Origin of the sequence: Arthrobacter sp. ISL-48, from assembly GCF_018613805.1 — a bacterium.
Taxonomy (GTDB): domain Bacteria; phylum Actinomycetota; class Actinomycetes; order Actinomycetales; family Micrococcaceae; genus Arthrobacter.
This window is the reverse complement of sequence record NZ_JAGGPL010000027.1, coordinates 1-25256: the sequence shown is the minus strand read 5'-3', so window position 1 is coordinate 25256 and position 25256 is coordinate 1. Positions and strand designations below refer to the sequence as shown.

20 protein-coding genes and 1 tRNA gene are annotated in these 25256 nt (G+C 64.5%); 10 read left to right on the top strand and 11 right to left on the bottom strand.

Annotated features, from left to right (window positions below; translation table 11 throughout):
- Window positions 1-62: 62 nt before the first annotated feature.
- The 3 genes from araA to araB are packed head-to-tail and all read right to left on the bottom strand — an operon-like array spanning window position 63 to window position 4098.
- Window positions 63-1583: an L-arabinose isomerase gene (gene araA / locus J7E83_RS19955; protein WP_214965683.1), complete on the bottom strand. Its 1521-nt coding sequence runs from the start codon at window positions 1581-1583 to the stop codon at window positions 63-65.
- A gap of 41 nt (window positions 1584-1624) precedes the next feature.
- Window positions 1625-2314, bottom strand: a complete 690-nt coding sequence (locus J7E83_RS19950) for an L-ribulose-5-phosphate 4-epimerase (protein WP_214965681.1) — start codon at window positions 2312-2314, stop codon at window positions 1625-1627.
- Window positions 2311-4098 (bottom strand): ribulokinase, encoded by a 1788-nt coding sequence (gene araB, locus J7E83_RS19945; RefSeq protein ID WP_214965679.1) that lies wholly within the window; start codon window positions 4096-4098, stop codon window positions 2311-2313. The genes J7E83_RS19950 and araB overlap by 4 nt, the downstream gene beginning before the upstream one ends.
- A gap of 479 nt (window positions 4099-4577) precedes the next feature.
- Between araB and J7E83_RS19940 the strand changes: the two genes are divergently transcribed.
- The 4 genes from J7E83_RS19940 to yjfF all read left to right on the top strand — a co-directional run bounded on the left by J7E83_RS19940 (window position 4578) and on the right by yjfF (window position 9198).
- Window positions 4578-5528, top strand: a complete 951-nt coding sequence (locus J7E83_RS19940; RefSeq protein ID WP_214960522.1) for an ABC transporter substrate-binding protein — start codon at window positions 4578-4580, stop codon at window positions 5526-5528.
- 99 nt (window positions 5529-5627) lie between these two features.
- Window positions 5628-7154 (top strand): sugar ABC transporter ATP-binding protein, encoded by a 1527-nt coding sequence (locus J7E83_RS19935; RefSeq protein ID WP_214965677.1) that lies wholly within the window; start codon window positions 5628-5630, stop codon window positions 7152-7154.
- Window positions 7151-8182: an ABC transporter permease gene (locus J7E83_RS19930; RefSeq protein WP_214965675.1), complete on the top strand. Its 1032-nt coding sequence runs from the start codon at window positions 7151-7153 to the stop codon at window positions 8180-8182. Before J7E83_RS19935 ends, J7E83_RS19930 begins: the two co-directional genes overlap by 4 nt.
- On the top strand, window positions 8182-9198 hold the full coding sequence (yjfF, locus tag J7E83_RS19925) for a galactofuranose ABC transporter, permease protein YjfF (protein WP_214965672.1): 1017 nt from the start codon (window positions 8182-8184) through the stop codon (window positions 9196-9198). The genes J7E83_RS19930 and yjfF overlap by 1 nt, the downstream gene beginning before the upstream one ends.
- A gap of 89 nt (window positions 9199-9287) precedes the next feature.
- Here yjfF and J7E83_RS19920 read toward each other — a convergent pair whose 3' ends face one another.
- Both J7E83_RS19920 and J7E83_RS19915 read right to left on the bottom strand, forming a co-directional pair.
- Window positions 9288-10298, bottom strand: a complete 1011-nt coding sequence (locus J7E83_RS19920; RefSeq protein WP_214965670.1) for a LacI family DNA-binding transcriptional regulator — start codon at window positions 10296-10298, stop codon at window positions 9288-9290.
- A 140-nt stretch (window positions 10299-10438) separates the two neighbouring features.
- Window positions 10439-10511 (bottom strand) — tRNA-Lys (locus J7E83_RS19915).
- A 220-nt stretch (window positions 10512-10731) separates the two neighbouring features.
- Here J7E83_RS19915 and J7E83_RS19910 point away from each other — a divergent pair.
- The 3 genes from J7E83_RS19910 (at window position 10732) to J7E83_RS19900 (ending at window position 13302) form a co-directional block, all read left to right on the top strand.
- Window positions 10732-11391 (top strand): hypothetical protein, encoded by a 660-nt coding sequence (locus J7E83_RS19910; protein ID WP_214965668.1) that lies wholly within the window; start codon window positions 10732-10734, stop codon window positions 11389-11391.
- A gap of 275 nt (window positions 11392-11666) precedes the next feature.
- Window positions 11667-12284 carry a DUF47 domain-containing protein gene (locus J7E83_RS19905; protein WP_214965666.1) on the top strand — a complete coding sequence of 206 codons (618 nt, stop codon included), beginning with the start codon at window positions 11667-11669 and terminating at the stop codon, window positions 12282-12284.
- Window position 12285: 1 nt separating this feature from the next.
- Window positions 12286-13302: an inorganic phosphate transporter gene (locus tag J7E83_RS19900; RefSeq protein ID WP_214965663.1), complete on the top strand. Its 1017-nt coding sequence runs from the start codon at window positions 12286-12288 to the stop codon at window positions 13300-13302.
- A 5-nt stretch (window positions 13303-13307) separates the two neighbouring features.
- Here J7E83_RS19900 and pstB read toward each other — a convergent pair whose 3' ends face one another.
- From pstB to pstS, 4 genes are all read right to left on the bottom strand, one after another.
- Window positions 13308-14087 carry a phosphate ABC transporter ATP-binding protein PstB gene (gene pstB / locus J7E83_RS19895; protein WP_214965661.1) on the bottom strand — a complete coding sequence of 260 codons (780 nt, stop codon included), beginning with the start codon at window positions 14085-14087 and terminating at the stop codon, window positions 13308-13310.
- A gap of 77 nt (window positions 14088-14164) precedes the next feature.
- On the bottom strand, window positions 14165-15277 hold the full coding sequence (gene pstA, locus J7E83_RS19890; RefSeq protein WP_214965659.1) for a phosphate ABC transporter permease PstA: 1113 nt from the start codon (window positions 15275-15277) through the stop codon (window positions 14165-14167).
- Window positions 15277-16209, bottom strand: coding sequence for a phosphate ABC transporter permease subunit PstC (pstC, locus tag J7E83_RS19885; RefSeq protein WP_214965657.1), 933 nt, complete (start codon window positions 16207-16209; stop codon window positions 15277-15279). Before pstC ends, pstA begins: the two co-directional genes overlap by 1 nt.
- Window positions 16210-16328: 119 nt before the next feature.
- Window positions 16329-17450 carry a phosphate ABC transporter substrate-binding protein PstS gene (gene pstS, locus J7E83_RS19880; protein ID WP_214965655.1) on the bottom strand — a complete coding sequence of 374 codons (1122 nt, stop codon included), beginning with the start codon at window positions 17448-17450 and terminating at the stop codon, window positions 16329-16331.
- A gap of 234 nt (window positions 17451-17684) precedes the next feature.
- On the opposite strand from pstS, the gene J7E83_RS19875 reads away from it, so the two are divergent.
- The 3 genes from J7E83_RS19875 (at window position 17685) to J7E83_RS19865 (ending at window position 22593) form a co-directional block, all read left to right on the top strand.
- On the top strand, window positions 17685-18812 hold the full coding sequence (locus J7E83_RS19875) for an aromatic acid exporter family protein (RefSeq protein WP_214965653.1): 1128 nt from the start codon (window positions 17685-17687) through the stop codon (window positions 18810-18812).
- Window positions 18813-18907: 95 nt separating this feature from the next.
- Window positions 18908-20281 carry a DNA repair protein RadA gene (radA, locus tag J7E83_RS19870; protein ID WP_214965651.1) on the top strand — a complete coding sequence of 458 codons (1374 nt, stop codon included), beginning with the start codon at window positions 18908-18910 and terminating at the stop codon, window positions 20279-20281.
- 152 nt (window positions 20282-20433) lie between these two features.
- The gene (locus J7E83_RS19865) at window positions 20434-22593 is read left to right on the top strand and encodes a glycogen debranching N-terminal domain-containing protein (protein ID WP_214965649.1); all 2160 of its coding nucleotides are present in this window, start codon (window positions 20434-20436) and stop codon (window positions 22591-22593) included.
- Between the two features lie 45 nt (window positions 22594-22638).
- Here J7E83_RS19865 and J7E83_RS19860 read toward each other — a convergent pair whose 3' ends face one another.
- The gene (locus tag J7E83_RS19860; protein ID WP_251044216.1) at window positions 22639-23298 is read right to left on the bottom strand and encodes a nucleoside/nucleotide kinase family protein; all 660 of its coding nucleotides are present in this window, start codon (window positions 23296-23298) and stop codon (window positions 22639-22641) included.
- Between the two features lie 21 nt (window positions 23299-23319).
- A complete protein-coding gene (locus J7E83_RS19855; RefSeq protein WP_214965648.1) occupies window positions 23320-24933 on the bottom strand; it encodes a peptide chain release factor 3 in 1614 nt (537 codons plus the stop codon).
- Window positions 24934-25256: the final 323 nt, after the last annotated feature.

The following is a 25256-nucleotide window of genomic DNA, read 5'->3' as shown; positions in this document are numbered from 1 at the left end:
CGCTCCCCCGCGCCCATTTCGAGCACTAGGTGCGGGAACGCGCCACCCCATGATGCCCGTGCTCAGAGACCCCCGGCGAGCTTGTAGTACGCGGCGTTCCAGTTCAGGTCCTTTTTGAACTGGCGGATAGTGGTGCCCTCGTCAATGGTGAGCAGTTCAGTGCGGGCAATTTCCGCAAAGTCCTCAAAGACGTCCATCCCGACGGCGGTGCTCAGCACGGTGTGGTGCGCGGCGCCTGCGGTGAGCCAGGCGGCAGCGGAGGTGGCGAAATCAGGCTTCGGCTCCCACAATGCACGGGCTACCGGGAGGTTTGGAAGCGGCTGGTCCAGGGGCACGACGTCCACGGCGTTGGCAACCAGGCGGAAGCGGTCCCGCATGTCCGAAAGCGCCACCACAACGCCCGGGGAGGCATCGGCGTCGAACACCAGGCGAACGGGATCTTCCTTGCCGCCGATGCCCAGCGGATGGATCTCCAGGCGAGGCTTTCCGGCGGTCAGGGACGGGCAGACCTCCAGCATGTGGGCGCCAAGGATCTTCTCCGCACCGGGCTCCAGGTGGTACGTGTAGTCCTCCATCAGGGAGGCGCCACCGGGCAGTCCGGAGCCCATCACCTTGGCGGCGCGGACCAGGATGGCGGTCTTCCAGTCACCCTCGGCCCCGAAGCCGTAGCCATCCGCCATGAGCCGCTGGACTGCCAGGCCCGGCAGTTGACGGAGCGCGCCCAAGTCCTCGAACGAGGTGGTGAAGGCTGCCGAGCCGTTGGCTTCCAGGAAGCTGCGCAGGCCCAGTTCGATGCGTGCTCCGTACCGGAGCGAATCGTGGCGTGCGGCGCCGGCGCGGAGTTCCGGAACCACGTCGTAGAGTTCCTCATACTCTGCCACCAGGGCGTCAACGTCGGTGTCCGAGGCACCGTGCACGGCATCGGCGAGTTGGTTGACTGACCAGGTGTTGACCGCGACGCCGAACCGCAGTTCTGCCTCGGTCTTGTCGCCTTCGGTCACGGCCACGTTGCGCATGTTGTCACCGAATCGCGTCAGTTTCAGGGTCCGCACGGCGGCCCAACCGGCGGCTGCGCGCTGCCAGACGCCTACCTGCCGGGCCACCTCGGGGTTGGAGACGTGGCCGACGACGGTCTTCCGAGCGATACCCAGGCGGGACTGGATGTACCCGAACTCACGGTCGCCGTGGGCGGCCTGGTTGAGGTTCATGAAGTCGAAATCGATGTCCGCCCAGGGCAGTTCGACGTTGGCCTGGGTGTGCAGGTGCAGGAGGGGCTTGCGCAGCAGGTCCAGGCCCTGGATCCACATCTTGGCCGGGGAGAACGTGTGCATCCAGGCGGTGACGCCGATGACGGAGTCGTCCGAGTTCGCTTCCAGCGCGGTGCGGCGGATGGCGTCCGAATCTGTCAGGACAGGCTTCCAGACGATCTTTACCGGAACGCTGGAGGAGGCGTTCAGCTGGTTGGCGATCTCCTGGGACTGGGCGGCCACCTGCTTGAGCACGTCCTCGCCATAGAGGTGCTGGCTGCCGGTCAGGAACCAGACTTCATAGCCGTCAAGGGAGGTGTTTGCTGCGGTGTTCATAAGTTCTCCTGCAAGTAAATTCAAGGTGGGCTGACGGCGGGTTACTGGCCGTAGACGTTCTGGTAGCGGGCGTAGAGGGAGTCGATATGACCCTGGTCAATGGGGATCGGCTCGCCCAGCTGGCGGGAAATGTGGACGGTACGGGCCACTTCCTCGCACATCACGGCGGCCTTGACCGCGGACCTGGCATCCTTGCCGATCGTGAACGGGCCGTGGTTCTGCATCAGCACCGCCGGGGAGTTGGAGCCCTTCAAGGTTTCCACGATCCCCTGCCCGATCGAGTCGTCGCCGATCAGTGCGAACGGTCCCACAGGGATGGAGCCGCCGAATTCATCGCTCATCATGGTCAGCACGCACGGGATGGATTCGCCCCGCGCCGCCCAGGCGGTGGCGTAGGTGGAATGGGTATGCACTACCCCGCCCACCTCCGGCATATGCCGGTAGACGTATGCGTGTGCTGCTGTGTCCGACGACGGCGACAACGGCGGGTTGCCCCACTCACCTTCTGCATCGCCATTGACGGGAACCCCATAGAGGTCTGTGACGACCATCTGCTCAGGCGTCAGGTCGTCGTAGGAAACACCCGAGGGCTTGATGACCAGCAGTTCATGGCCTGGGACGCGGGCCGAGACGTTGCCGGCTGTCCACACCACCAGTTCGTAGCGGGTGAGTTCGGCGTGGAGTTCACAGACCTCAAGGCGGACACGGGCAATGGTTTCGAGCGTACTCAAGCGGACACCTCTACAACCCGTTCTGCGGCATCGGAGTCAGCCTGCACGGAATCGGAGGCGTCCAGGCCGGGTGTCGCGTTGCGCTGGATGGCCTTGAGCCGGTGCATAACGTCGTTGGTGCCGCGGCCGAAGTAGTCGTGCAGGGTGCGGTATTCCTTGAAGAGTTCCTCGTAGGCGGCAACGTTTTCCGGAATGGGAATATACACTTCGCCGGGTTCGGAGCCCATGGCCGCGGCAGCTTCGCGGATATCTGCGTACTTTCCGGCAGCAACGGCGGCGTGGATGGCGGAGCCGAGGGCGGGCCCTTGGGTAGAGCCGATGGTGGAGAGTTGGAGCCCGGTGATGTCCGCGTAGATCTGCATCAGGAGCTTGTTCTTCAGCAGCCCGCCTGCCACGATGAACTCCTTGACCGGAACGCCGGAATCACGGAATGCGTCCACGATGGTCCGGGTTCCGAATGCGGTGGCTTCGAGGAGGGCGCGGTAGGTGTCCTCGGGCCGGGTGGCGAGGGTCTGTCCTACCACTACGCCGGAAAGTTCGTGGTCCACCAGCACTGAACGGTTGCCCGAGTGCCAGTCCAGCGCGATCAGGCCATGCTCGCCGATTGCCTGCCGGGAAGCCAGCTCGGTGAGGTATTCATGGACGCCCAGGCCCGCCGCTTCCGCGGCCTGGTGGTATTCGGGCGGGACGCCATACTTAGTAAACCAACCGAAGATATCACCGACGCCGGACTGGCCGGCTTCGTAGCCCCAGAGGCCATCAACGATGCCGCCGTCCACCACCCCGCACATGCCGGGCACTTCGTGGAGTTCGGTGCCGTTCATGACGTGGCAGGTGGAGGTGCCCATGATGGCGACCAGCTGGCCTGGATCAACTGCCTTGGCTGCCGGAGCTGTGACGTGGGCGTCCACGTTGCCCACCGCGACGGCAATGCCTTCCGGCAGGCCGGTCCACTCGGCAGCTTCGGCTGTGAGGTAGCCGGCAGCGTCTCCGAGACGGCCGATGGTGTGTTCCAGTTTTGCGCTGACGAAGTCCGCGAACTCGGGGTTCAGCGCTGCAAGGAAGTCCTCTGCGGGATAGCGGCCGTCCTGGTAGATCCCCTTGTAGCCGGCAGTGCAGGCGTTGCGCACATACTTTCCGCACAGCTGCCAGACAATCCAGTCGGCAGCTTCGACCCAGTGGTCCATCTCGGCATAGGCTGCCGGGTCCTCCTCCAGGAGCTGGAGGCCCTTGGCGAACTCCCATTCCGAGGAGATGAGGCCTCCGTAGCGTGGAAGCCAATCCTCTCGACGCTCTGCGGCGAGCTTGTTGATCCGGTCCGCCTGGGGCTGCGCAGCGTGGTGGCGCCACAGCTTCACGTAAGCGTGCGGCCGGTTCGCGAACCCGTCCAGCTCGTTGAGCGGCGTGCCGTCGGACTTGACCGGGACCATGGTGCAGGCGGTGAAGTCGGTGGCGATGCCGACAACGGCGGCGGGGTCGATTCCGGCGTCAGCAATGGCTGCTGGCACCGCGTTCCGGAGCACGTCACGGTAGTCGTTAGGGACCTGGAGCGCCCATTCTCCTGGAAGCCGCACGCCCCGTCCATCAGTGCTCCCGCCAGCCACGTCCTGCGGGAGGACGTCTGTCACTACGGCGTGCGGGTAATCAAACACGCCGCTGCCCAGTTCCTTGCCGTCCCGGACCCGGACTACTACGGCGCGGCCAGAGAGGGTTCCGTAATCTACGCCGATGACATAGTTGTCGGCGTCGGGCTCGCTGGAAAATTGAGGTGTGTTGCTCTGCATAAGAAGCCTCCAAGGAAGAGGCGAGGACCTCTTTGCCTACGATGGAAAGGAAAGGACTACTACTAATTGTGAACGCTAACACGGGCAGCGTCAAGACCGGGTGCGGGTGCTCTGGGCTGTCAGTTGTCCGGCGGCAGTGATGCGGCCGGACAACTGTGGACTTACGGGCGGCGTTTTGGTCCAACCGCTGGGGAAAAGCCAATGGAGAGCGCTCACAAGACGCGGGTCCTGAAAAGTATGACGGGCTGAAGGCGTAGAAAGTAGAGTGCTCCTCCAGGCGGGCGCGGCCCAGCGCAAGGACAGTCGCGTCATTATCCAAATCGTGACCTGCAACGCTTGACGGGGATGATTGTTAGCGTTCACACTTGCTGCCAGAGCAGCAGCTCTCTTGCAGCAATGGCGGTGTTGGAAACTCCCGCCTGCCTGTAATCCACGCATCCGGGAGGACCATTGTGTTCAAGAAAACTCTAATCGCGGTCATGGCCGCATCAGCCCTGGCCCTGACCGCGTGCGGCGGCGGCACCCAGGCCGCCAGCGGCGGCGGCGCAGACAAGAAGATCGTGATGGGCTTCGCCCAGGTAGGCGCCGAAAGCGGCTGGCGCACCGCGAACACCAAGTCCGTCCAGGAATCGGCCAAGACGGCCGGGGTGGACCTGAAGTTCTCCGACGCCCAGCAGAAGCAGGAAAACCAGATCAAGGCGATCAGGTCCTACATCCAGCAAAAGGTCGACGTCATCGCCTTCTCCCCCGTGGTCGAATCCGGCTGGGACACCGTGCTGAAGGAAGCCAAGGACGCGAAGATCCCCGTCATCCTCACCGACCGCGCCGTTGACTCGGCCGACAAGTCCCTCTACAAGACCTTCCTCGGCTCCGACTTCGTCCTCGAAGGCAAAAAGGCAGGCGAATGGCTGGTCGGGGACTCCAAGTCCGCCAGCGGCACCGTGAACATCGTCGAAATCCAGGGCACCACCGGCTCCGCGCCGGCCAACGACCGCAAACAGGGCTTCGAAGAGGCCATCAAGGCCGACCCGAAGCTGAAGATCATCGCCTCCCAAAGCGGTGACTTCACCCGCAGCGGCGGCAAGCAGGTCATGGAAGCCTTCCTGAAGAACAACCCGAAGATCGACGTCGTCTTCGCCCACAACGACGACGAAGGCCTCGGCGCCATCGAGGCCATCGAAGCCGCCGGCAAGGTCCCGGGCAAGGACATCAAGATCATCACCATCGACGCCGTCAAGGACGGCATGACCGCCCTGAGCGCAGGCAAGATCAACTACATCGTCGAGTGCAGCCCCCTGCTGGGCACCCAGCTCATGGACCTGGCCAAGAAGGTCCTCGCCGGCGAAACAGTACCCGAACGCGTCGTCACCGAAGAAACAACCTTCACCCAGGAACAGGCCACCAAGGCCCTGCCTACCCGTCAGTACTGAGCCAACGCTCACCTGACCATCCGTGCGGTGGCAGCGCACGTCGTGCAGAACTTGCCACGCGCCGCCACCGCACGGATCAACACAGAAAAGATATCCAGGATGAACGAACTCGCTCCGGTCGTCGAGATGACCGGCATTGCCATCGGATTCCCAGGGGTCAAGGCCCTGGACGACGTCAGCTTCCGACTTTTCCCAGGCGAAGTGCATGCCCTTATGGGCGAAAACGGGGCGGGCAAATCCACCCTCATCAAGGCGCTGACCGGCGTCTACACCATCGACTCGGGCCGGATTACGGTCCTGGGCCAGCAGAAAAACTTCTCGACGCCAGCAGAATCACAGGCGGCCGGCGTCAGCACTGTTTACCAGGAAGTGAATCTCTGCCCCAACCTCACCGTCGAAGAAAATGTGCTGCTGGGGCGTGAACCGCGGCGGCGCGGTTCCATCGACTGGCGCAGCGTACGCACACGGACCCGGGAGGTCCTGGCCCAGCTCCACCTGGAACACGTTGATCCGGGTTCGCTACTTTCCGAACACTCCATCGCGGTCCAGCAACTGATCGCCATCGCCCGCTCCGTCGAGGTCAACGCCAAGGTACTGGTCCTGGACGAGCCGACGTCGAGCCTGGACGCAGACGAGGTCAACCAGCTTTTCCGCGTCATCAGGGATCTCCGCGACCGCGGAGTCGCCATCCTTTTCGTTTCGCACTTCCTGGAGCAGGTCTACGAGCTGTCGGACCGAATGACAGTGCTCCGCAACGGCAAGCTCGTGGGTGAATACATGACCCGCGAACTTTCCCGCATGAATCTCATCTCAAAAATGATCGGGAAGGACCTGGAGGTCCTGGAAGAACTGGACCAGGCATCCGCCCGGTCACAGGCCCGTCTCGCGGCCGGCGCACAGCCGTTCATGCAAGCAGAGGGACTCGGCCGCAAAGGATCGGTCTCCGGCGTCAACCTGTCCATCTACCCGGGCGAGGTTGTGGGACTTGCCGGGCTGCTCGGGGCCGGACGCACCGAAACGGCACGGCTGCTCTTCGGTGCGGACAAGTCCGATGAGGGTTCCATCAAGGTCAAGGGGCAGCCGCTGAAACTGCGTTCGCCACGCACCGCCATCGACCACGGCATTGGTTTCTGCTCCGAAGACCGCAAAGAGGAAGGCCTCATCGGCGACCTCACCGTCCGTGACAACCTCGTGCTCGCCATGCAGGCAACCAAAGGCTGGGCACGGCGCATTCCCCGCCGGGTGCAGGACGAACTTGTTGCCGAGTTCATCGAGACGCTCGACATCCGGCCGGCAAACCCGGACGCCCTGATCCGAAACCTCAGCGGAGGAAACCAGCAGAAAGTACTGCTTGCCCGCTGGATGGTGACGTCCCCGGATCTCCTGATTCTGGACGAACCAACGCGAGGCATCGATATCGGCGCCAAGACGCAGATCCAGAAACTGGTCAACAGACTTGCCTCCGAGGGCATGTCCATCCTCTTCATCTCCTCCGAGCTGGAGGAGGTACTCCGGCTCAGCGACCGCATAGCCATCATCAAGGACCGGGCCATGGTGGCCGAAATCAGCAACGACGACGTTTCAGTCGAAGACGTCCTGACAGTCATCGCCGGAGGCGCCCAGTGAAATCCGTTCTGAAAAACCGGCTGGCCTGGCCGGTCATCGCCCTCGTCGCGCTGTTGGCGGTCAACCAGATATTCCGGGGAGACTTCCTGAGCCTGCGCATGCAGGACGGCCACCTCTACGGCAGCATCATCGACATCATGCGCAATGGAGCCCCCACGATCCTCATCGCCCTCGGCATGACTTTGGTCATTGCCTCCAGGGGTATCGACCTGTCCGTTGGCGCCGTGGTTGCCATTGCCGGTGCGGCCTCCTGCGCCTACATTGCCGCTTCTCCTGAGCCGGCTTCGCCCGCTACTGCGGCTGTGGCGGTGGTCATAGCGGTTGTGGCCGGCCTGGTCCTTGGCGTCTGGAACGGTTTCCTGGTCTCCACCATCGGAGTCCAGCCCATCATCGCCACGCTGGTCCTCATGACCGCCGGCCGCGGCATCGCGCAGCTCATCACCGACGGCCAGATCGTCTCCGTGACCAATGACAGCTACAAGGCAATTGGCGCTGGCTACCTCTTCACCCTCCCCATCTCCATCCTTATCACCGCCGTCGTCTTCATTCTGGCCGCGGTCCTGACGCGCCGGACAGCCCTGGGAACACTGATTGAAGCCGTGGGCATTAATCCCGTCGCCAGCCGGCTGGCCGGACTGCGGGCACGCAACATCATTTGGATCGTGTACATCTTCAGCGCATTTTGCGCTGCGATTGCCGGCCTGATGATCAGCTCCAACGTCACTGCGGCTGACGCGAACAACGCCGGCCTGTACATCGAAATGGACGCCATCCTCGCGGTCGTCATCGGTGGGACTTCGCTCGCCGGCGGACGCTACAGCCTGGTAGGCACAGTGGTGGGAGCTTTCATCATCCAGACCCTGACCACCACCGTTTACACCCTGGGCATCCCCCCGGAGGTCACCTTGGTGTTCAAAGCTTTGGTGGTCCTCACGGTTTGCCTGCTGCAGGCGCCAAAGGCACGGAACCTCCTGAGGAACCTCAAGCCCGCAAGCCCGCTTCGCACTAAGGAAAAGGTCGCAGTCTGATGTCTCCCCTCTCCACAGTGGCCCCGCCCACGATCAAAAAGCCCTCGGCCGTCCGGACCCGCATGCGTAGCGGCGCCCGCTACGCGCCCACGCTCGCGACCCTGGTCCTCTTCATCCTGATGTTTATTGTCGGTGCCGGCATGTACCCGAGCTTCCTCTCGGGTCAGGTGCTCCTGAACCTCTTCATCGACAACACCTTCCTGATTGTCCTGGCTGTCGGCATGACCTTTGTCATCCTTACGGGAGGAATCGATCTGTCCGTTGGGGCCGTCGTCGCCCTGTCCATGATGGTCACGGCCACCATGCTTCAAAACGGCTGGAACCCCGGCATCGTCATTCTGGCCGTGCTGGTCATCGGCGGAGGACTTGGGCTGCTGATGGGGCTGATCATCCAGTATTTCGATATCCAGCCGTTCATCGTGACGCTGGCCGGAATGTTCCTGGCACGCGGTCTGTGCTATGTGATCAGCCTCGAATCCATTCCCGTCACGGACCCCTTCTTCACAGGCATGGCCCAGGCGAGGATCCCCCTCTCGGAGGAGCTGTTCATCTCTCCCGGGGTCCTGATCGCACTCGTCGTCGTCGGCGTCGCGTTCTTCGTCCTTCACCACACACGTTTTGGACGGACGGTGTACGCCATCGGCGGCAACGAGCACTCCGCCATGCTGATGGGCCTTGCCGTCAAGAGCACCAAAGTCCTCGTCTACTCCGTCAGCGGGCTTTGCTCGGCCATTGCCGGGATCCTCTTCTCCTTCTACAGCCTGTCGGGCTACAGCCTCGCGGCGCAGGGCATGGAGCTGGACGCCATCGCTGCGGTGGTCATAGGCGGAACCCTCCTGACCGGCGGGGTTGGCTACGTGCTGGGTTCAGTCGTCGGAGTCCTGGTGCTGGGCATCGTCCAGACGTTCATCGCCTATGACGGAACCCTGAGTTCCTGGTGGACCAAGATTGTCATCGGCGGGCTCTTGCTGGTCTTCATCCTGCTGCAGCGGCTGTTCACCAGACGCACAAATTAGCCGCAGACGGGCCCGGCCCTGCTGCGCGAACTGGCAGCTAATGACCTCAAACCGGAACTTTGAGGGAATCAGCTGCCAGTTCGCGCACGTCAGATGGCCGCAGTGCTTCCCCGCACTACCAACTCCGGAGTAACCACGACTCCGCTGACCGCCGCTCCCTGCTCAATTTCCCCGACCATCGCATCCACGCAGCGCCTGCCGAGTTCCTCGAAGTCCTGGCGCACGGTTGTCAGCGGCGGAACAAAGTAGGCCGCCTCGGGAGTGTCATCAAACCCCACCACCGACACATCACCCGGGATACTGATTCCGGCCTCACTGAATGCCCTCAGCAACCCAAGAGCCATCTGGTCGTTGCCCACGAAGATTGCGGTGGCTGTAAGCTCCGCTGCCCACTCGCGTCCGATCTTATAGCCGCTGCCCGCGCTCCAGTCGCCGTGAAAGAGGAGGTCATCCTCGAGGCCCGCAGCGCGCAGCGTCTCCCTCCACCCGTCCGCCCTTGCGGCACCGTCGATCCAGTCAAGGGGTCCGGAGATGTGGCCGATCCTCTTGTGCCCCTGCTCGATGAGATGCCTGACGGCGAGTTCCGCGCCGCGCTTCTGGTCGACCATGGCACCGCTGATCTTGTCGTTGCCCAGCGAGCCCACCGTCACGACGGGCACGTCCAAGGCCATCTCGTCCAGCGCGCTGAGCGTCTCAGAGTGCGGAACAACCACCACCACTCCGTCCACTGACTGGTCCTGGAAGTGGCGCAGGGCGTCGGAAATACTGTCCCGATTGACGGTCTTGAGCGCTGCGATGCTGACGAAGTATCCGGCGTTCCGCGCAGCCTGTTCCACACCCAGGATCGTGTTGGCGGGGCCGTACTGGGACAACTCGCTGCCCACAACGCCGATGGTCTGGGACCGGCGGGTCACCAGGCTGCGGGCAGCGGTGTTGCGGCGGTATCCGAGCTCGGAAATGACTGCCTCAACCCGCTCCCGCGTTGCCTTGCTGACGTTGGGGTGGTTATTGACCACCCTGGACACGGTCTGATGTGACACACCGGCCAGCGCGGCTACGTCGTTGAGGCGCGGTAGCCGTCGGCCGTTGGTGTTCGCCACAAAGGGGCCTTTCCACTGGGAGGGTATTGCTCCATATCTTAGGGCCCCGCGCCGGATACACCCTGTTAATTTCTTCCCGACACAAAACCCCGGCCTCCTGGTGACAGGAGACCGGGGTTTTCCACTCTTCGCTAAAAGAGTGGGCCCTGTGGGGATCGAACCCACGACCCACGGATTAAAAGTCCGATGCTCTACCAACTGAGCTAAAGGCCCCAGCCGACCGCCATAACAGCCGATCAGCCCGTCCATTTCTGGACGTTAATACTGTACCCCACACGCGGGGCCGCTCCCGCACCGGGTCAGTGCCGCCGTCGTACCTTTCCTGCCGTGGTTTTCCGCGGTCCCTTCCGGCGCCGGATCAGACGCCGATCCCTCGAACCCCTGTACACGCGATGCTCGATTTCCGCAGCGGCACAGGAGTAGCGTGGGTGCCATGAGCGAGCAAGCAGGACCCAGCCAGTACGGCGGAGCCAACCGGCATCACAAGCCGAAGCCTTTCGCCCCCATTGATTTTGAGCCTTTCGCGGGCGGCGCCGATCCCGCCCGAGTCTCGGAGGCTGCGCACCTCGCAGCCCAGGCGCTGGTACGCCACGGACGTGACAGCGACGACCCCGTCATCACCGAGCGGCTGGTCAGGCTGGCTGACGAGCAGGGCCTGGAAGCCATCGCCGAGATGTGGGCCGAGAGTCCGGCGCGGTCCCTTCCCGGTGCGCTGTGGCGGCTTTATGCCCTGCGCGCGGCCACGGTTCAGGACCCGGAACGGATTTCGGTGTACTTCCGTGCCGGCAAAGACACGGCGCAGGTCTCCAATGTGGTGGCAGGAGCCGCTGAGCCGCCCGGTGCGGCCGAGATGACCGCCATGGCTGACGCCATCCTGTCCGGGGCGTTCGACGGCGAGTTCGATGTCGCGCTGGAACGTTCTGCGGCCTTCTGCCGGGTGGTGGCACTCGGCCAGGCGACGATCGCTGATGGCGCCGAGCACTCCAACGAGGCCCACGCGAGCAAGCTGACCCGTAACTCCCACCAGCTCGTGAAGACGGCGGAAGACCTTGAGCACGCAGCTAATGCCTGGCGCCTGGGCGAGCTGGACTGACCTGCGCTCAACCCCAAGGGGTCCGATCTGTCAATGTTGACTTGGGCCAGCCAACGTAGAACACTGAAACTGGTGCCGAGCCGCGAAACCCCCGGGCTTCAACAATTAGCCGCCTAGAGCGGCCTACCGCCGAGAGGCGTATCCGGTTCGGCACCATTTTTAGGCCCATTTTTAGGGCCCCTTCCGGGCCGGTAGAGTAAGCGTCAGTTGCGGGCGGCGTCAAGTCACAAGGCCGGCAGCTCCCAGCCCAGTACATCCTCCGGAGACCACACCACGTGAAGCTGCGCCTTTTCCCCCAGGAGCCCGCCGGGCTGATCCTCCTCTCGGAGATGGCACATCAGATCGTGCTGGCCGGCGCCACCCTGGCCGAGCTCTTGGGGGTCCCCGCAGCCGAGCACGGCAAGCTCGTGGAGGACATGCACAACCACGAGGCCAAGTCCGCCGAGCTGCACTTTGCGCTGCTCACCCACATGCGCACCAGCTTTGTGAACCCGCTCCCACGCGAGGACATGTACGCGCTGTCCCGCTACCTCAACGAAGCAATCGAGAAACTGGACGCTGCCGGTGAGCTGGTTGCCCTGTACAAACTGGAGCGGCTGCCAAAACGGGCGGCGGACCAGCTGGAGATCATCAGCCGCCAGGCGGAACTTACCGTGGACGCCATGCGCCGGCTCGACAACCTCGACGATCTCGAGGACTACTGGATTGAGATCCTGCGCCTGGCAAAGCGCGCAGAACGCACGCACCGGGTTTGGGTTGCGGACATGATCACGGACATGAAGTGGGCCCAGTATGCCCGCAACCGCGACATCGCCAACCAGCTGGTGGAAGTGACCAAGGACATGCGGCGCATCGCCACCCAGGTGGGCAGCATCATCGTCAAGGAATCGTGAGGTGACCGCTGTCATTTTCGGCGCCGTGGTCCTGCTGACTGCGGCGTTCGCGTTCCTGAACGGATTCAGGGACGTTTCCACTTCGGTTGCGCTGGCGGTCCGGACCCGCGCGCTCACGCCGAGTGTGGCCGTGCTGCTTGCCGCCTTCTTCAACTTCCTGGGCGCCCTGCTGAGCGCCGGCCTGGCCGTGGCGGTCAGCCAGACGTGGATCAGTCTGCCAAACGGCACGGACGGCCTCAGCATCCTGACGGCAGGCCTCGCGAGCGCCTTCGCCTGGGGCGTCCTGCTGTGGTGGAAGGGCGTCCCGGCGTCCTCCACGCATGCGCTGGTTGGAGGCTTGGCCGGCGCCGGGCTCGCGAGCCTGGCGGTGTGCGGCACAGGCGTCGGCGGGGTGGACCAATCGCTGCTCTTCCAGGTGGTGCTGCCGCTGCTGCTGTCTCCCCTGGTTGCCTACAGCGGCGCATTCCTGCTGGTCTTCCCGGTCACGTGGGCGGCACGCTACGCACAGCCCAACGTTATCAACCAGCGCTTCCGCCGCAGCCAGTCGATCGCGGCCGGCGCCGTGGCGTTCGGGCATGGGCTGCAAGATGGCCAGCGGGTCAGTGCCGTGCTGCTTCTTGCGCTGTTGGCGGCAGGCTATTCCGACGGCGGCACCCTCCCCTTGTGGATTGCCCTGCTATCGGCCCTGATGATTACGGCGGGTACGCTCTTCGGCGGCTGGCGGATCTCGCACACCATCGCCTACAAGATCACCCGGGTCGACCCGCTCCGGGGATCCGTGGCCCAGATCTTCAGCGCCCTCATGCTGTTCGTCGGCGCGATCGGGCTGCACTGGCCGGTGTCCACCACCCACACGGTCACGTCCGCCGTGCTGGGCGCCGGCGAGAACCAGCACTTCTCCGTGACCAACCGGAAGCTGGTGATCCGCATTGTGTGGCTCTGGGTACTGACGCCGGCAGCGACGGCGGCCGGGGCGTTTGTGCTGGCTCTCGCCCTGTCGCCCCTCGCGGGCAGCTAGCGGGACTACCCGAAGCGGCCGGAGACGTAGTCTTCGGTGGCCTTCACTGTCGGATTGCTGAAAATGGTGTGCGTGTCGCCGTATTCGATCAGTTTGCCGGGCTTGCCGGTGCCCGCGATGTTGAAGAACGCGGTTCTGTCCGAGACTCGGGCGGCCTGCTGCATGTTGTGCGTCACGATCACCACCGTGTACTGGTCCTTGAGCTCGTTGATGAGGTCCTCGATGGCGAGGGTGGAAATCGGGTCCAGCGCGGAGCATGGCTCGTCCATCAGGATCACCTGCGGTTCCACGGCGATGGCCCGGGCGATGCAGAGGCGCTGCTGCTGCCCGCCTGACAGCCCGGAGCCCGGCTTCTCCAGCCGGTCCTTGACCTCATTCCAGAGGTTGGCACCCTGCAGCGACCGCTCGACCAGGGTGTCGGCCTCACCCTTGGAGAACTTCTGGTTGTTCAGCTTCACGCCGGCCAGCACGTTATCCCGGATGGACATGGTGGGGAACGGGTTGGGTCGCTGGAACACCATGCCGATCTGGGACCGCACCGTCACCGGGTCCACACCGGGTCCGTACAGGTTGTCCCCGTCCAGGAGCACTTCGCCCTCCACCCTCGCACCGGGCAGGACCTCGTGCATGCGGTTGAGGGTCCGCAGGAAGGTGGACTTTCCGCAACCGGACGGGCCGATAAACGCGGTGACGGACTTGGCCTCGATGTTGATGCTGACGTCCTCCACGGCCAGGAAATTGCCGTAGTACACGTTCAGGTCCTTGACGTCGATCCGCTTAGACATGATGTTCCTTCACTTGCTGGGGTAGATGTTGAGTTTAGGGGCTGGCCGCGAGGTGTGGAATGCCCTGCCGAAACGAGTCAGCGCCCGGTTTTGGGGGCGAAAATCCTGGCGATGAGCCGGGCGCCGAGGTTCAGGATCATGACCAGGATGATCAGCACCAGGGCCGCCCCCCAAGCCCGCTGCGACGACGGGCCCGGATTGGACGGCGACGTGGGATTGAGGATCTGGGTGTAGATGAACGTGGGCAGCGAGGCCATCCAGCCGCCGAACACGTTGTTGTTGATGTTCGTGGCGAAACCGGCGGTGACCAGAATGGGAGCGGTCTCGCCGATGACGCGGGCAATTGCCAGGGTGACGCCGGATGCGATGCCCGAGATCGCCGTCGGGATCACCACTTTGAGGATGGTGCGCCATTTGCGCACGCCCAGGGCGTATGCAGCCTCACGCAGCTCGTTGGGAACGATCTTCAGCATTTCCTCGCTGGAGCGGACCACCACGGGGATCATCAGGACGGAAAGCGCGACGGCGGCGACGGCTCCGGTTTTGGTGCCGGGCCCGACCACCGCGAAGAAGAAGGCGGCCGCGAACAGGCCGGCCACGATGGACGGAATGCCTGTCATCACGTCCACAAAGAACGTGATGGCTCGTGCCAGCCTGCCGTCATTGCCGTACTCCACGAGGTAGACGGCCGTCAGCAGCCCAACTGGGACTGAGATGACGGTGGCCAGGAGGGTGATCTGCACGGTGCCCAGCAGCGCATGGTAGATACCGCCGAGCACCGGTGCGCCAGCTTCAACTGCCTTGTTGTCGTATGCCCCCGTGACGCCGTTCATGGAGTTGGTCAGGAACCCCGGGGTGATGATGCCGGGAACTCCGTTGACCAGCACCGTCCAGATCACCGAAACGAGAGGCAGCAGCGCGACCAGGAACGAGCCCACCACGAGGCAGGTGGCCAGCTTGTCCTTTGCTTTGCGTGATCCCTCGACGGCGGCGCTCCAGCCGACCAGTCCGGCGGCGAAAAGGATGGCGGAGAGGATGCCCCAGCCGAAGGCGTTGAAGCCGATCAGCGCCAGGACGGCCGCGCCGATGATCAAGGCCGTGGCCAGGACAACGTACGGAGCATACTTGGGCAGCTGGCCTTTTGTGAGGGCCGACCTTTTGCTGCGTACGGGAGTGAGGGTGGCGGTCATCAGTTGGCTCCCGAGAATTCTTTGTGCCGGGTGATGATCCAGCGGGCGATCATGTTCACGCACAGGGTGATCACGAACAGGACCAGGCCGGCGGCGATCAGCGTACTGACCTTCAGGCCGCTGGCCTCCGGAAAGTTGAGGGCAATTTCGGCGGCAATGGTCTGGTTGCCGGACTGGATCAGGCTCGCGGTGAGGGCCCCGGATGACAGGACCAATGCTACGGCCATGGTTTCGCCGAGCGCGCGACCCAATCCCAGCATGACGGCGCTGATGATGCCCGGCCTGGCGAAGGGCAGGACGGCCATTTTGATCATTTCCCAGCGGGTGGCTCCGAGCGCGAGCGCGGCTTCCTCGTGGAGCTTGGGCGCCTGGAGGAAGATTTCCCGGCTGAGCGACGTAATGATGGGCAGGACCATGACCGAAAGAACTATTCCGGCGGTGAGGATGGTCTTGCCGGTAGCCGAGGCCGGGCCCTGGAGGATGGGCAGCCAGCCCAGGTTCCCGGCCAGCCAGTTATAGGCCGGTGAGATTTCCTTGGCCAGGAACGCGGCACCCCATGCGCCGTAGACCACGGAAGGGATGGCGGCGAGGAGGTCCACCACATAGCCCAGTCCGGCGGCCAGTTGCCGGGGCGCGAAGTGCGAGATGAACAGCGCCACCCCGATGGCGATGGGCGTGGCAATCACCAACGCGATGACGGCGGCGATGAGGGTGCCGACGACGATGGGCCAGATGTAGGGGAAGAAGCCCGCTCCGCCCTGGATCTTGTCCGCTGGAGCGGTCAGAGCCGGGATCGCCTGGACCACCAGGAACAGGGCAACGCCGAACAGGACGGCCAGGATGAGGCACCCGGCGGCCAGGGCGGCGCCGGAAAAGATCTTGTCCCCGGTGCGGCCTGCGCCCTGGGGACTTCTCAGCGAGGTGGCGGTCATTCCGACCCTTCGGTTGTGGTGTAACTAAGAATTGTGGCGGGGCTCAATGAGCCTGCTGGCAATGCCAAGTTCCCCGCCCGCCTTGCGGCGTGGCGGGGAACCGGGCTCAGGGACAGGTACTAGGACTTGACCTTGATGGTTGCAATGGCCTTCACGGCCTTCTCGGCGAGGGCCGGGGAGAGCGGTGCGGACTTGGCGGAGTCAGCGGCTGCCTTCTGGCCGGCGTCGGAGACTACGTAGTTTTCGAAAGCCTTCACCAGGTCAACGGTTTCCTGGGTGGCGTAGGTGGTGCAGACCACGTGGTAGGACACCAGGACCACCGGGTAGGCGCCCGAGGCTGTGGTCTTCCGGTCCAGTTTGATGGACAGATCGTTGGCCGGCCTACCGTCAACGGGCTTGCCCGCGTCGACGGCCTTCGCCGCGGCGTCGGCGGAAATCTTGGTGAACGAGTCGCCAACCTTGATCTGCGCAACACCGAGCTTGCCGCTGACTGCGGAGTCATCGGCGTAGGTCACGGCGCCCGGGGTATCCGTCACGGTCTTGACCACGCCGGACGTTCCCTTGGCATTTTCACCCTGGAGCGTTGCGGGCCAGATGCCGGCGGCCTTGTCGGTCCAGACCTCGGGAGCCGCTGCTGCCAGGTAGTCGGTGAAGTTGCTGGTGGTACCGGAATCGTCAGAGCGGTTGACCGGGGTGACCTTGGTGTCCGGGAGGGTGACGCCCGGGTTCAGGGCGGAAATGGCGGGATCATTCCACTTGGCGATTGCGCCGCGGAAGATCTTGGCGACGGTAGCGGCGTCAAGCTTCAGCTCGGTCACGCCCGGGAGGTTGAACGCAACGGCGATCGGGGAAATGTAGACGGGGATGTTGATGGCTCCGTCAGCGCCGCACTTGTCCTTGGAGCTGGTGAGCTCGGCGTCCGTGAGGTAGGCATCGGAGCCGGCAAACTGGGCGGAGCCGTCGAGGATCGCCTTGCGGCCTGCGCCGGAGCCGTCCGGGGAGTACTGCACACTGGCGCCCTGGTTGGCGGCGGAGAAGCTGGTCTTCCAGGCATCCATGGCCGCACCCTGTGCGGAGGAGCCGATACCTGTCAGCGTGCCGGTGACCTTCGGACCCGCAGAAGTCTGGTTGCCGGCAGGCGTGGTGCCCGTTGCGTTGTCTGAACCGCAGGCGGTGAGCGCGAGTGCGCCGGCTGCGATAACAGCGATAGCCGCGTGGCGGCCGAAGCGGAGTGCCTTCACTTAGATGTACCCCTTCCAGGGTTATTCAGGTGCGGGCAGGGCCGGAGACGCCCTGCAGCGCGATGCGTACGTTGTGTACCTCCACTGAAGTTAAGGGCCGCAGGTAACGGGAGGGGCCGCCCAAAGTGAACGGGAAATTAACGACGGCGGGATATTGGCTTACATCTGGGCCGTCACCATTGCGCACGTCACACCGCCGGTCGTAGTGCACTGCCTGTGAATAGACTGGAACGCATGGCCGCCGCAACAGGACTCTCAGCAAGCAGACGATTCCTGCGCGGCCGCATCCGCACCGGCCTGATCCGGAGCCGCAATTCGCTGATCCCCGCCATCCAGATGACGGTGTGCGCGGTGGGCGCCTATGCCTTCGCCGAGTACGTGCTGGGGCATTCCGGTCCCCTGTTTGCTGCCACCTCGTCCCTGATCGCACTGGGTTTTTCCCGGGATCCGCGGCTGCGCCGGGTGGTGGAGGTGGGCCTCGGCTGCACCATCGGCATCGCGGTGGGTGACCTGCTCCTGCACTGGCTGGGCAGCGGAATCTGGCAGGCCGCCGTCGTGCTTCTGTTCTCCATTCTGTTGGCCCGCTTCCTGGACAGCGGCAGCATCTTCACCACTCAGCTGGGGCTGCAGTCGCTGCTGGTGGTGCTGCTGCCGGCGCCGGCCGGCGGGCCCTTTACGCGCAGCCTCGATGCTGTGGTGGGTGGGCTCTGCGCCCTGTTGGTGACCATCCTCATACCGAAGGACCCGCGCCGGGAGCCACGCAGGGACGTGCAAAAGCTGCTCCATGAACTCGCCGAGGTGTTGCGGGAGTGTGCCACCGCCCTGAGCGACAGCGACTCCACCCAGGCGTGGCACGCGCTGATCCGGGGCAGGAACTGCCAGCCCCTGGTTGACTCCATGCGCCAGACGCTCCGTGCCTCAGGTGAGGTGGCCACGCTGTCGCCGGCCTACCGCCGGCACAAGGATGAGCTGGACCGGCTGGAGCAGTCGCTGGACTTCATCGACCTGGCACTGCGCAACAGCCGTGTTTTTGCACGCCGGCTGACGAGCGCCATCAACCACGCCGCGCTCTCGGACGACGCCACGGAGAATATCGCAGAGGTCCTCCAGGAGACCGCTGCCGCCATCGACGAGCTTTCGCTGGGCCTGGCCGAAACGCACGACGGCGTGCGGCGCGCGCATCTCCGGACTGCCAGGCAGGACCTGAGCGGGATTGCGCTGCGGCTGCACCCAAAGCTGCTTGAAGTGCAGCGGCTGGAGGGCGAAACCGTCGTGATGCTGTTCAGGCCCCTCATGGTGGACCTGCTCGAGGCCACCGGGATGGATTCGCGCGAGGCCCGGGACGTGCTGCCGGCGCTGTAGGTTCCTGGGCCCACGACCGCCAGGGTTCCCTGACCGAGCTTGCGAGGTCAGGGGGCGGGCGGGGATTGTCCGGGGCCACCGCTAGGGTGGAACCCATGGCAACAAAGACTTCCCGGGCATCCAAGGCGCCCGCCTACAAGTGCGCCGAATGCGGCTGGACCACCGTCAAGTGGGTGGGGCGCTGCGGCGAGTGCCAGGCCTGGGGTACGGTCGAGGAAACCGGCTCCGCCGTTGCGCGTACGACGGCGGCCACAACAGTCCTGGCGCCGGCCCGCCGGATTGCCGAGGTGGACGCCACCACCGCGGCGTTCCTGCCCACCGGCGTGGATGAGCTGGACCGTGTACTGGGCGGCGGCCTGGTGCCGGGCGCCGTCATCCTGCTGGCCGGCGAGCCCGGCGTGGGAAAGTCGACCCTCCTGCTCGATGTTGCCGCCAAATTCGCCCGCACCGCTCAGGACGTCCTCTATGTCACAGGCGAAGAGTCCGCAGCGCAGGTGAAGCTCCGCGCGGAGCGGATCGACGCCGTCGCGGATTCCCTTTACCTGTCCGCCGAGACGGACCTGGGGCAGGCCTTGGGCCAGGTGGAGAAAATCGAGCCGCGGCTGCTCATTGTGGACTCAGTCCAGACCCTCAGCAGCGCCGACGTGGACGGCAGCGCCGGTGGTGTTTCGCAGGTGCGGGAGGTGGCCGCGTCCATCATCGCGGCGGCCAAACGCCGGAACATGACCACCCTGCTGGTGGGCCACGTGACCAAGGACGGTTCCATCGCGGGCCCGCGGCTGCTGGAGCACCTCGTGGACGTCGTCTGCCAGTTCGAAGGCGAGCGGCACTCCCGGCTGCGGCTGCTGCGGGCAGTCAAGAACCGCTACGGACCCACCGACGACGTCGGCTGCTTTGACCTGAACGAGGACGGCATCGTGGGCCTGGCCGATCCCAGCGGGCTCTTTGTCAGCCGCACCAAGGATCCGGTCTCCGGCACATGCATCACGGTGACCATGGAAGGCCGGCGCCCGCTGCTGGCCGAGGTACAGTCCCTGCTTGCCGAAAGCCCCAACGCGCAGCCCCGTCGGGCCACCAGCGGACTGGACAGCTCCCGCGTGTCAATGCTGCTGGCAGTGCTGCAGCAGCGGGCCGGCTGCCTGCTGCACAAAGATGATTCCTACGTGGCCACGGTGGGCGGCGTGAAGCTCAGCGAACCCGCGACCGACCTTGCCGTGGCGCTCGCCGTGGCATCGGCCAAGGCCCGGAAACCCCTGCCCATCCGCCTGATCGCGTTCGGCGAGGTAGGCCTGGCCGGGGAGGTCCGCCCCGTCCCCGGGATCAACCAGCGCATCCAGGAAGCACACCGCCTGGGCTTCACCCATGCGGTGGTCCCGGCAAGCCACAACGGCCCCGGACCCGTGCCGGCAGGCTTTACGGTGCGGGAAGTGGAACACCTGACAGAAGCGCTGAGTTTGCTGATCGGGTAGGGGCGTCGGCAGGCTCTGGAACGGCATACCGTTGGGCTCTGGCACCCGGAGGCAAGCAAGAGTAGCGTCGGTCGGAGAATGCGGCGGGCGGATGCAGCCGCATGCCTCCAGTGCCAGGGCGCGCTGGTGCCAGTCTGTTGAAGGAGCCAGTCATGGCTGGATGGAACGCTGATACGGCGGCGGGGCCTGTCGGGTCCGGGACCGTTACTTTGGTGGAGGGATCGTCCTTCTGCATCTCCTTGCAGAACGGAGATATACAGCCGGACCATCCGCACGGTGTATTCCACCTCGACACCCGGATCCTGTCCGGCTGGTGCCTCACCATAAACGGCCAGGAGCTTGAGCCGTTGGCGGCGGAGACCAAGGAACCCTACCGTGCCCTGCTTGCCGGCCGCGTTCCCCGTTTGGACGGGTATGCCGACAGCCCGCTGATCGTGGAGCGGTTGCGCGAAGTGGGCGCCGGTATCCAGGAACAGGTCACCATCCGCAACTACTCAGTGGAAGCGGCTGAATGCCTGATCTCGCTTCGGGTTGAGGCCGATTTCGCTGATCTTTTCGAGGTGAAGGAGGCACGGATCCAACGGCGCTGGAAGGAAACACGGCACGTGGACGGTGATACGTTGACGGTCCGGGCTGTCTGGCAGGATGTCCGGAAAGGCATCCTGGTCCAGGCGCCGGGAGCCGAGGTCACGCAAGAGGCCTTGACCTACAGGGTGACGGTGGCACCGCACGGCCAGTGGAGCACTGTCCTCACCGTACTGCCCAGCAACGAGGCAGCCAGTCCACCGCCGCCGTCGTTCGTCCATTTTGAGGGTGACGAATTGTCCCCCCGGGACCTGCGGCGACGGGAGTGGGTGGCCAAGATCCCCGAGATCCACATGGGAAACCGCTCCATCGAACGGACATTGCGTCGCAGCTATGACGATCTGGGCGCCCTCCGGATCGAGGATCCGAACCACACTGACCGCGTAGTGGTGGCCGCCGGAGCCCCGTGGTTCATGACCGTGTTCGGCCGCGACTCGCTCTGGGCTTCAATTATGGCGATGCCGATCGACCCGTCCCTGGCCCTTGGCACCCTGCAGACGCTGGCGGAGCGGCAGGGCACCGTGGTTGATCAGATGAGCGAGGAGGAGCCGGGCAAGATCCTTCACGAGGTCAGGCTCGATGTTTCCAGCGGGTTGTCACTGGGCGGCAAGTCCGTCTACTACGGCAGCGTGGACGCGACGCCGCTGTTCGTGATCGTGCTCGCATCCGTCAGCCGCTGGGGTTTCGCCAAGGACACCATCGCCGCACTGCTGCCCCATGCGGACCGGGCTTTGGACTGGATCCGGGACTACGGGGACAAGGACGGCGACGGGTTCGTCGAATATGAGCGCCTCAACCCTCAGGGGCTGATCAACCAGGGCTGGAAGGACTCGTGGGACGGGATTAACTTCGCGGATGGTCGCATGGCCGAGGGCCCGATCGCGCTGTGCGAGGTTCAGGGTTATGTGTACGACGCGTATATGGCGCGTTCATGGATGGCTTACGACGCCGGCGAGACGACTCTGGCGGCCGAGCTCGCTGACCGGGCGGCCCAGTTGAAGAAACAGTTCAACGAGCAGTTCTGGATGCCGGACCGCGGATACTACGCCGTCGCCCTTGACGGCAAGAAGCGCCAGGTCGACGCGTGCGCCTCCAACATGGGGCATTGCCTGTGGCTCGGCATCGTGGATGAGGACAAGGCCCCGCTCGTAGCTGAACGGCTGTTGTCGCCGGAGATGTTCAGCGGCTGGGGAGTGCGGACCCTGGCCAGTGACATGGGCGCCTACAACCCCGCGAGTTACCACAACGGGTCGGTCTGGCCCCACGACAACGCGATTATCCACGCCGGCCTGTTGCGCTATGGGTTTGTGGCCGAGGCACAGCGGATCTCCACGGCCCTGTTGGAAGCGGCCGACTACTCGGGCGGGAGGCTGCCGGAGCTCTTCTGCGGCTTCAGCCGGGAGCAGTTCGCGGAACCGGTGCCTTATCCAACGGCCTGCTCGCCGCAGGCCTGGGCGGCGACCACGCCGATCCTGCTCATGACGAGCCTGATGCGGTACGACGCCCATGTTTCCCGGGGCGGCGTATGGCTGGACCCGGTAATCCCGGAATCCTTCGGCGATCTGCGCCTCACCAACGCGCCCATGGCAGGGGGCCGCATCACCATCGACATCGCGAATTCCATACCGACCGTCCGGGGGCTGCCGGAGGGGATGGAGTTCCACCGGGGGCACCGGCCCTGGCTGGCCGAACTTGTGGAGCAGGCGGCCCGGAGCCAAAAGGCCTAGCGGGACAGGTCGAGCCTCCCGTGGCACGAATACGTTATCTGGCCGTCACCCAAGCCGGATGATGAGGTCCGCCGAGTTCCTTGTTGTCCGGATGAACTCCGCGTTGGGTTCATCCGTCCCGCGTACCCATTCCACAGCCTGCGACAGGGCCTTGCCGAAACGGACGTGCCGGTCCACGAGTCTCTTCAACCGGAGTTCGTCCGGGGTTTCCAGGAACCAGACTTCGTCCAGTTCCGCGCGGACCGCCAACCACGCCAGCTCGGGGGCCAGCAGGTAGTTTCCTTCCGTGATGACCACCGGCACGTCCTTGGGCACGGCGATGGACGCCGCAATGGGTTCTTCGAGTCCCCTCCGGTAGGCAGGGGCATAGACAACGTCTTCCTCGCGGGCCCGGATCCGCTGAAGGAGGGATCGGTAACCGCTGACGTCGAACGTGTCGATCGCTCCTTTGCGGTGAAGCTTCGGAGAGTCCTTGATGACATCGTGACCCAGGTGGAACCCGTCCATGGGCACGACCACAGCATTGTCACCGCCCAGCCCAGCTGCCAATTGTTCGGCAAAGGTCGATTTACCGGCGCCAGGCGCCCCGCACAAGCCCAGGACAAGCCGGGAACCCGGCGTCAGTTTCTGCAGGATCCGCTGAGAGAGCTGATCCATGTCTGCATCCAGGGTCTCCGGAAAGGGAGGGTGGTTGCCCAGCTCCATGAATTCAGCTCCTTGTAACAGCTACTTTGCGGGGTTATGCGTCCCGATCGGCACCAGGGTCAGGCCAGGGTGGTTCTTCTCGATCCGGCGCAGCGCCCAGACGTCGTTGAACAGGGCGAGGTATTCGCCGTCGGACCGCAGCAGTACCTCCGCGCCCGGCACGTTTGCGAGCGCCGGCATGGCGTCCGCCGTCGAAATCCTCGCGATGGAGTACGGCAGGCGTTCCAGCCGCATGGGGGCGCTGAAGTCGTGCGCCATCCGGTCCTCCACTACCTCGAACTGCATGGGGCCGACGGCGGCAAGCACGGGCGCCTGGTCTCCGCGGACATCAGACCGCAGGACCTGGATGACGCCCTCGTGCTCAAGCTGCTCGATGCCGCGGCGGAACTGCTTGAAGCGGCTGGGGTCCTTGGAGCGCGCTACCTGAAAGTGCTCCGGCGCGAACAGCGGAATGGCCGGGAACTCCACCGAGTCCTCCAGGAACAAGCTGTCCCCCACGCGCAGGGAGGAGGCGTTGACCAGGCCGACGACGTCCCCCGGGTAGGCCTCGTCGATGACCTCGCGTTCGCGGCCGAAGACCTGCTGCGCGTACTTGGTGGCGAACGATTTTCCCGTCCGGGTCTGCGTGACAACCATGCCGCGCTCGAAGACGCCGGAGCACACGCGGATGAAGGCGACGTGGTCCCGGTGGGCCTTGTTCATGCCTGCCTGGACCTTGAAGACGAAACCTGAGAACGGCGCTTCCACGGCACGCGGGCTGCCCTCAACATCCGGCCTGGGCGCCGCTGGCGGGGCGTAGTCCACCAGGGCGTCCAGAAGTTCCTTGACACCGAAGTTCAGTGCGGCGGAGCTGAACAGGATGGCGGTGGCCTTGCCGGCGTGGAAACTCTCGACGTCGAACTCCAGGTTGGACTCGATCACCAGTCCGGCCTCATCCACGGCGTCGGTCCAGTTGCTGCCCTGGCTCTCAGCCGCCTGTTCGGGAGTGAAGTAATCGGTGAGCGCGATGCTGGCGCCGGAGTTGTTGCGCTGGAACCGTGCGAAGCGGTCGTTGCGCAGGTCCCACACTCCGCGGAAGTCGCCTGAGATACCCACGGCCCACGTCAGCGGCATGGGCTGCAGGCCTGTCCGCTCGGTAATTTCGTCCATGAGCGCCAGCGCGTCCAGGCCCGGGCGGTCCCACTTGTTGATCACCGTGATGATGGGCAGGTTGCGCTGCTTGCAGACTTCAAAGAGCTTCATGGTCTGGGTTTCCAGACCCTTCGCGGCGTCCACCAGCATCACGGCGCAGTCAACGGCCGCGAGCACGCGGTACGTGTCTTCCGAGAAGTCGGCGTGGCCGGGCGTATCCAGCAGGTTGATGACAGTGTCCCGGTAGGAGAACTGGAGGGCTGCGGAGCTGATGGAGATGCCGCGGTCCTTTTCCATCTGCATCCAGTCCGAGACCGTTTCCTTGCGGTTGGCCTTGCCGCTGGACGCACCGGCGGTGCCGATCACTTTGGCGTGCAGCGCCAGGGCTTCAGTGAGTGTGGACTTGCCGGCGTCGGGGTGCGAAATAACAGCAAAGGTCCGACGCCGGGCCGCCTGTTTGTGAATCTCGTGGACCCGGGCGGGGCTAAGGACATCTTGGGACACGGTGCTACTTTCGCTGCGGTGGGGAATACCCCTGGCGCTTGACGGGGAAAGGGACTGGCGAACAGCCAAGTTCCAAGTTTATCGCAGTGGTACGGGCAGCGCCGAGTGGGGTTGCACTGGTGGTGCTTTGGGATCGGTGGCTCGCGAATCATGACCGTTGAGAACAGAGGGGCTAGTGGAAGGTGATGCAGTGACCAAGTGGCAGCGCCCTTGGCCGCGATACGCGAGCGAATCCGGCAATTGGGGGCTGAACGCCATGTCGCCCCAGAATCTAAGGACTGAACGAGAACCCTCCCGCGGGGCTAGGTGTACTGCCCAGGCAG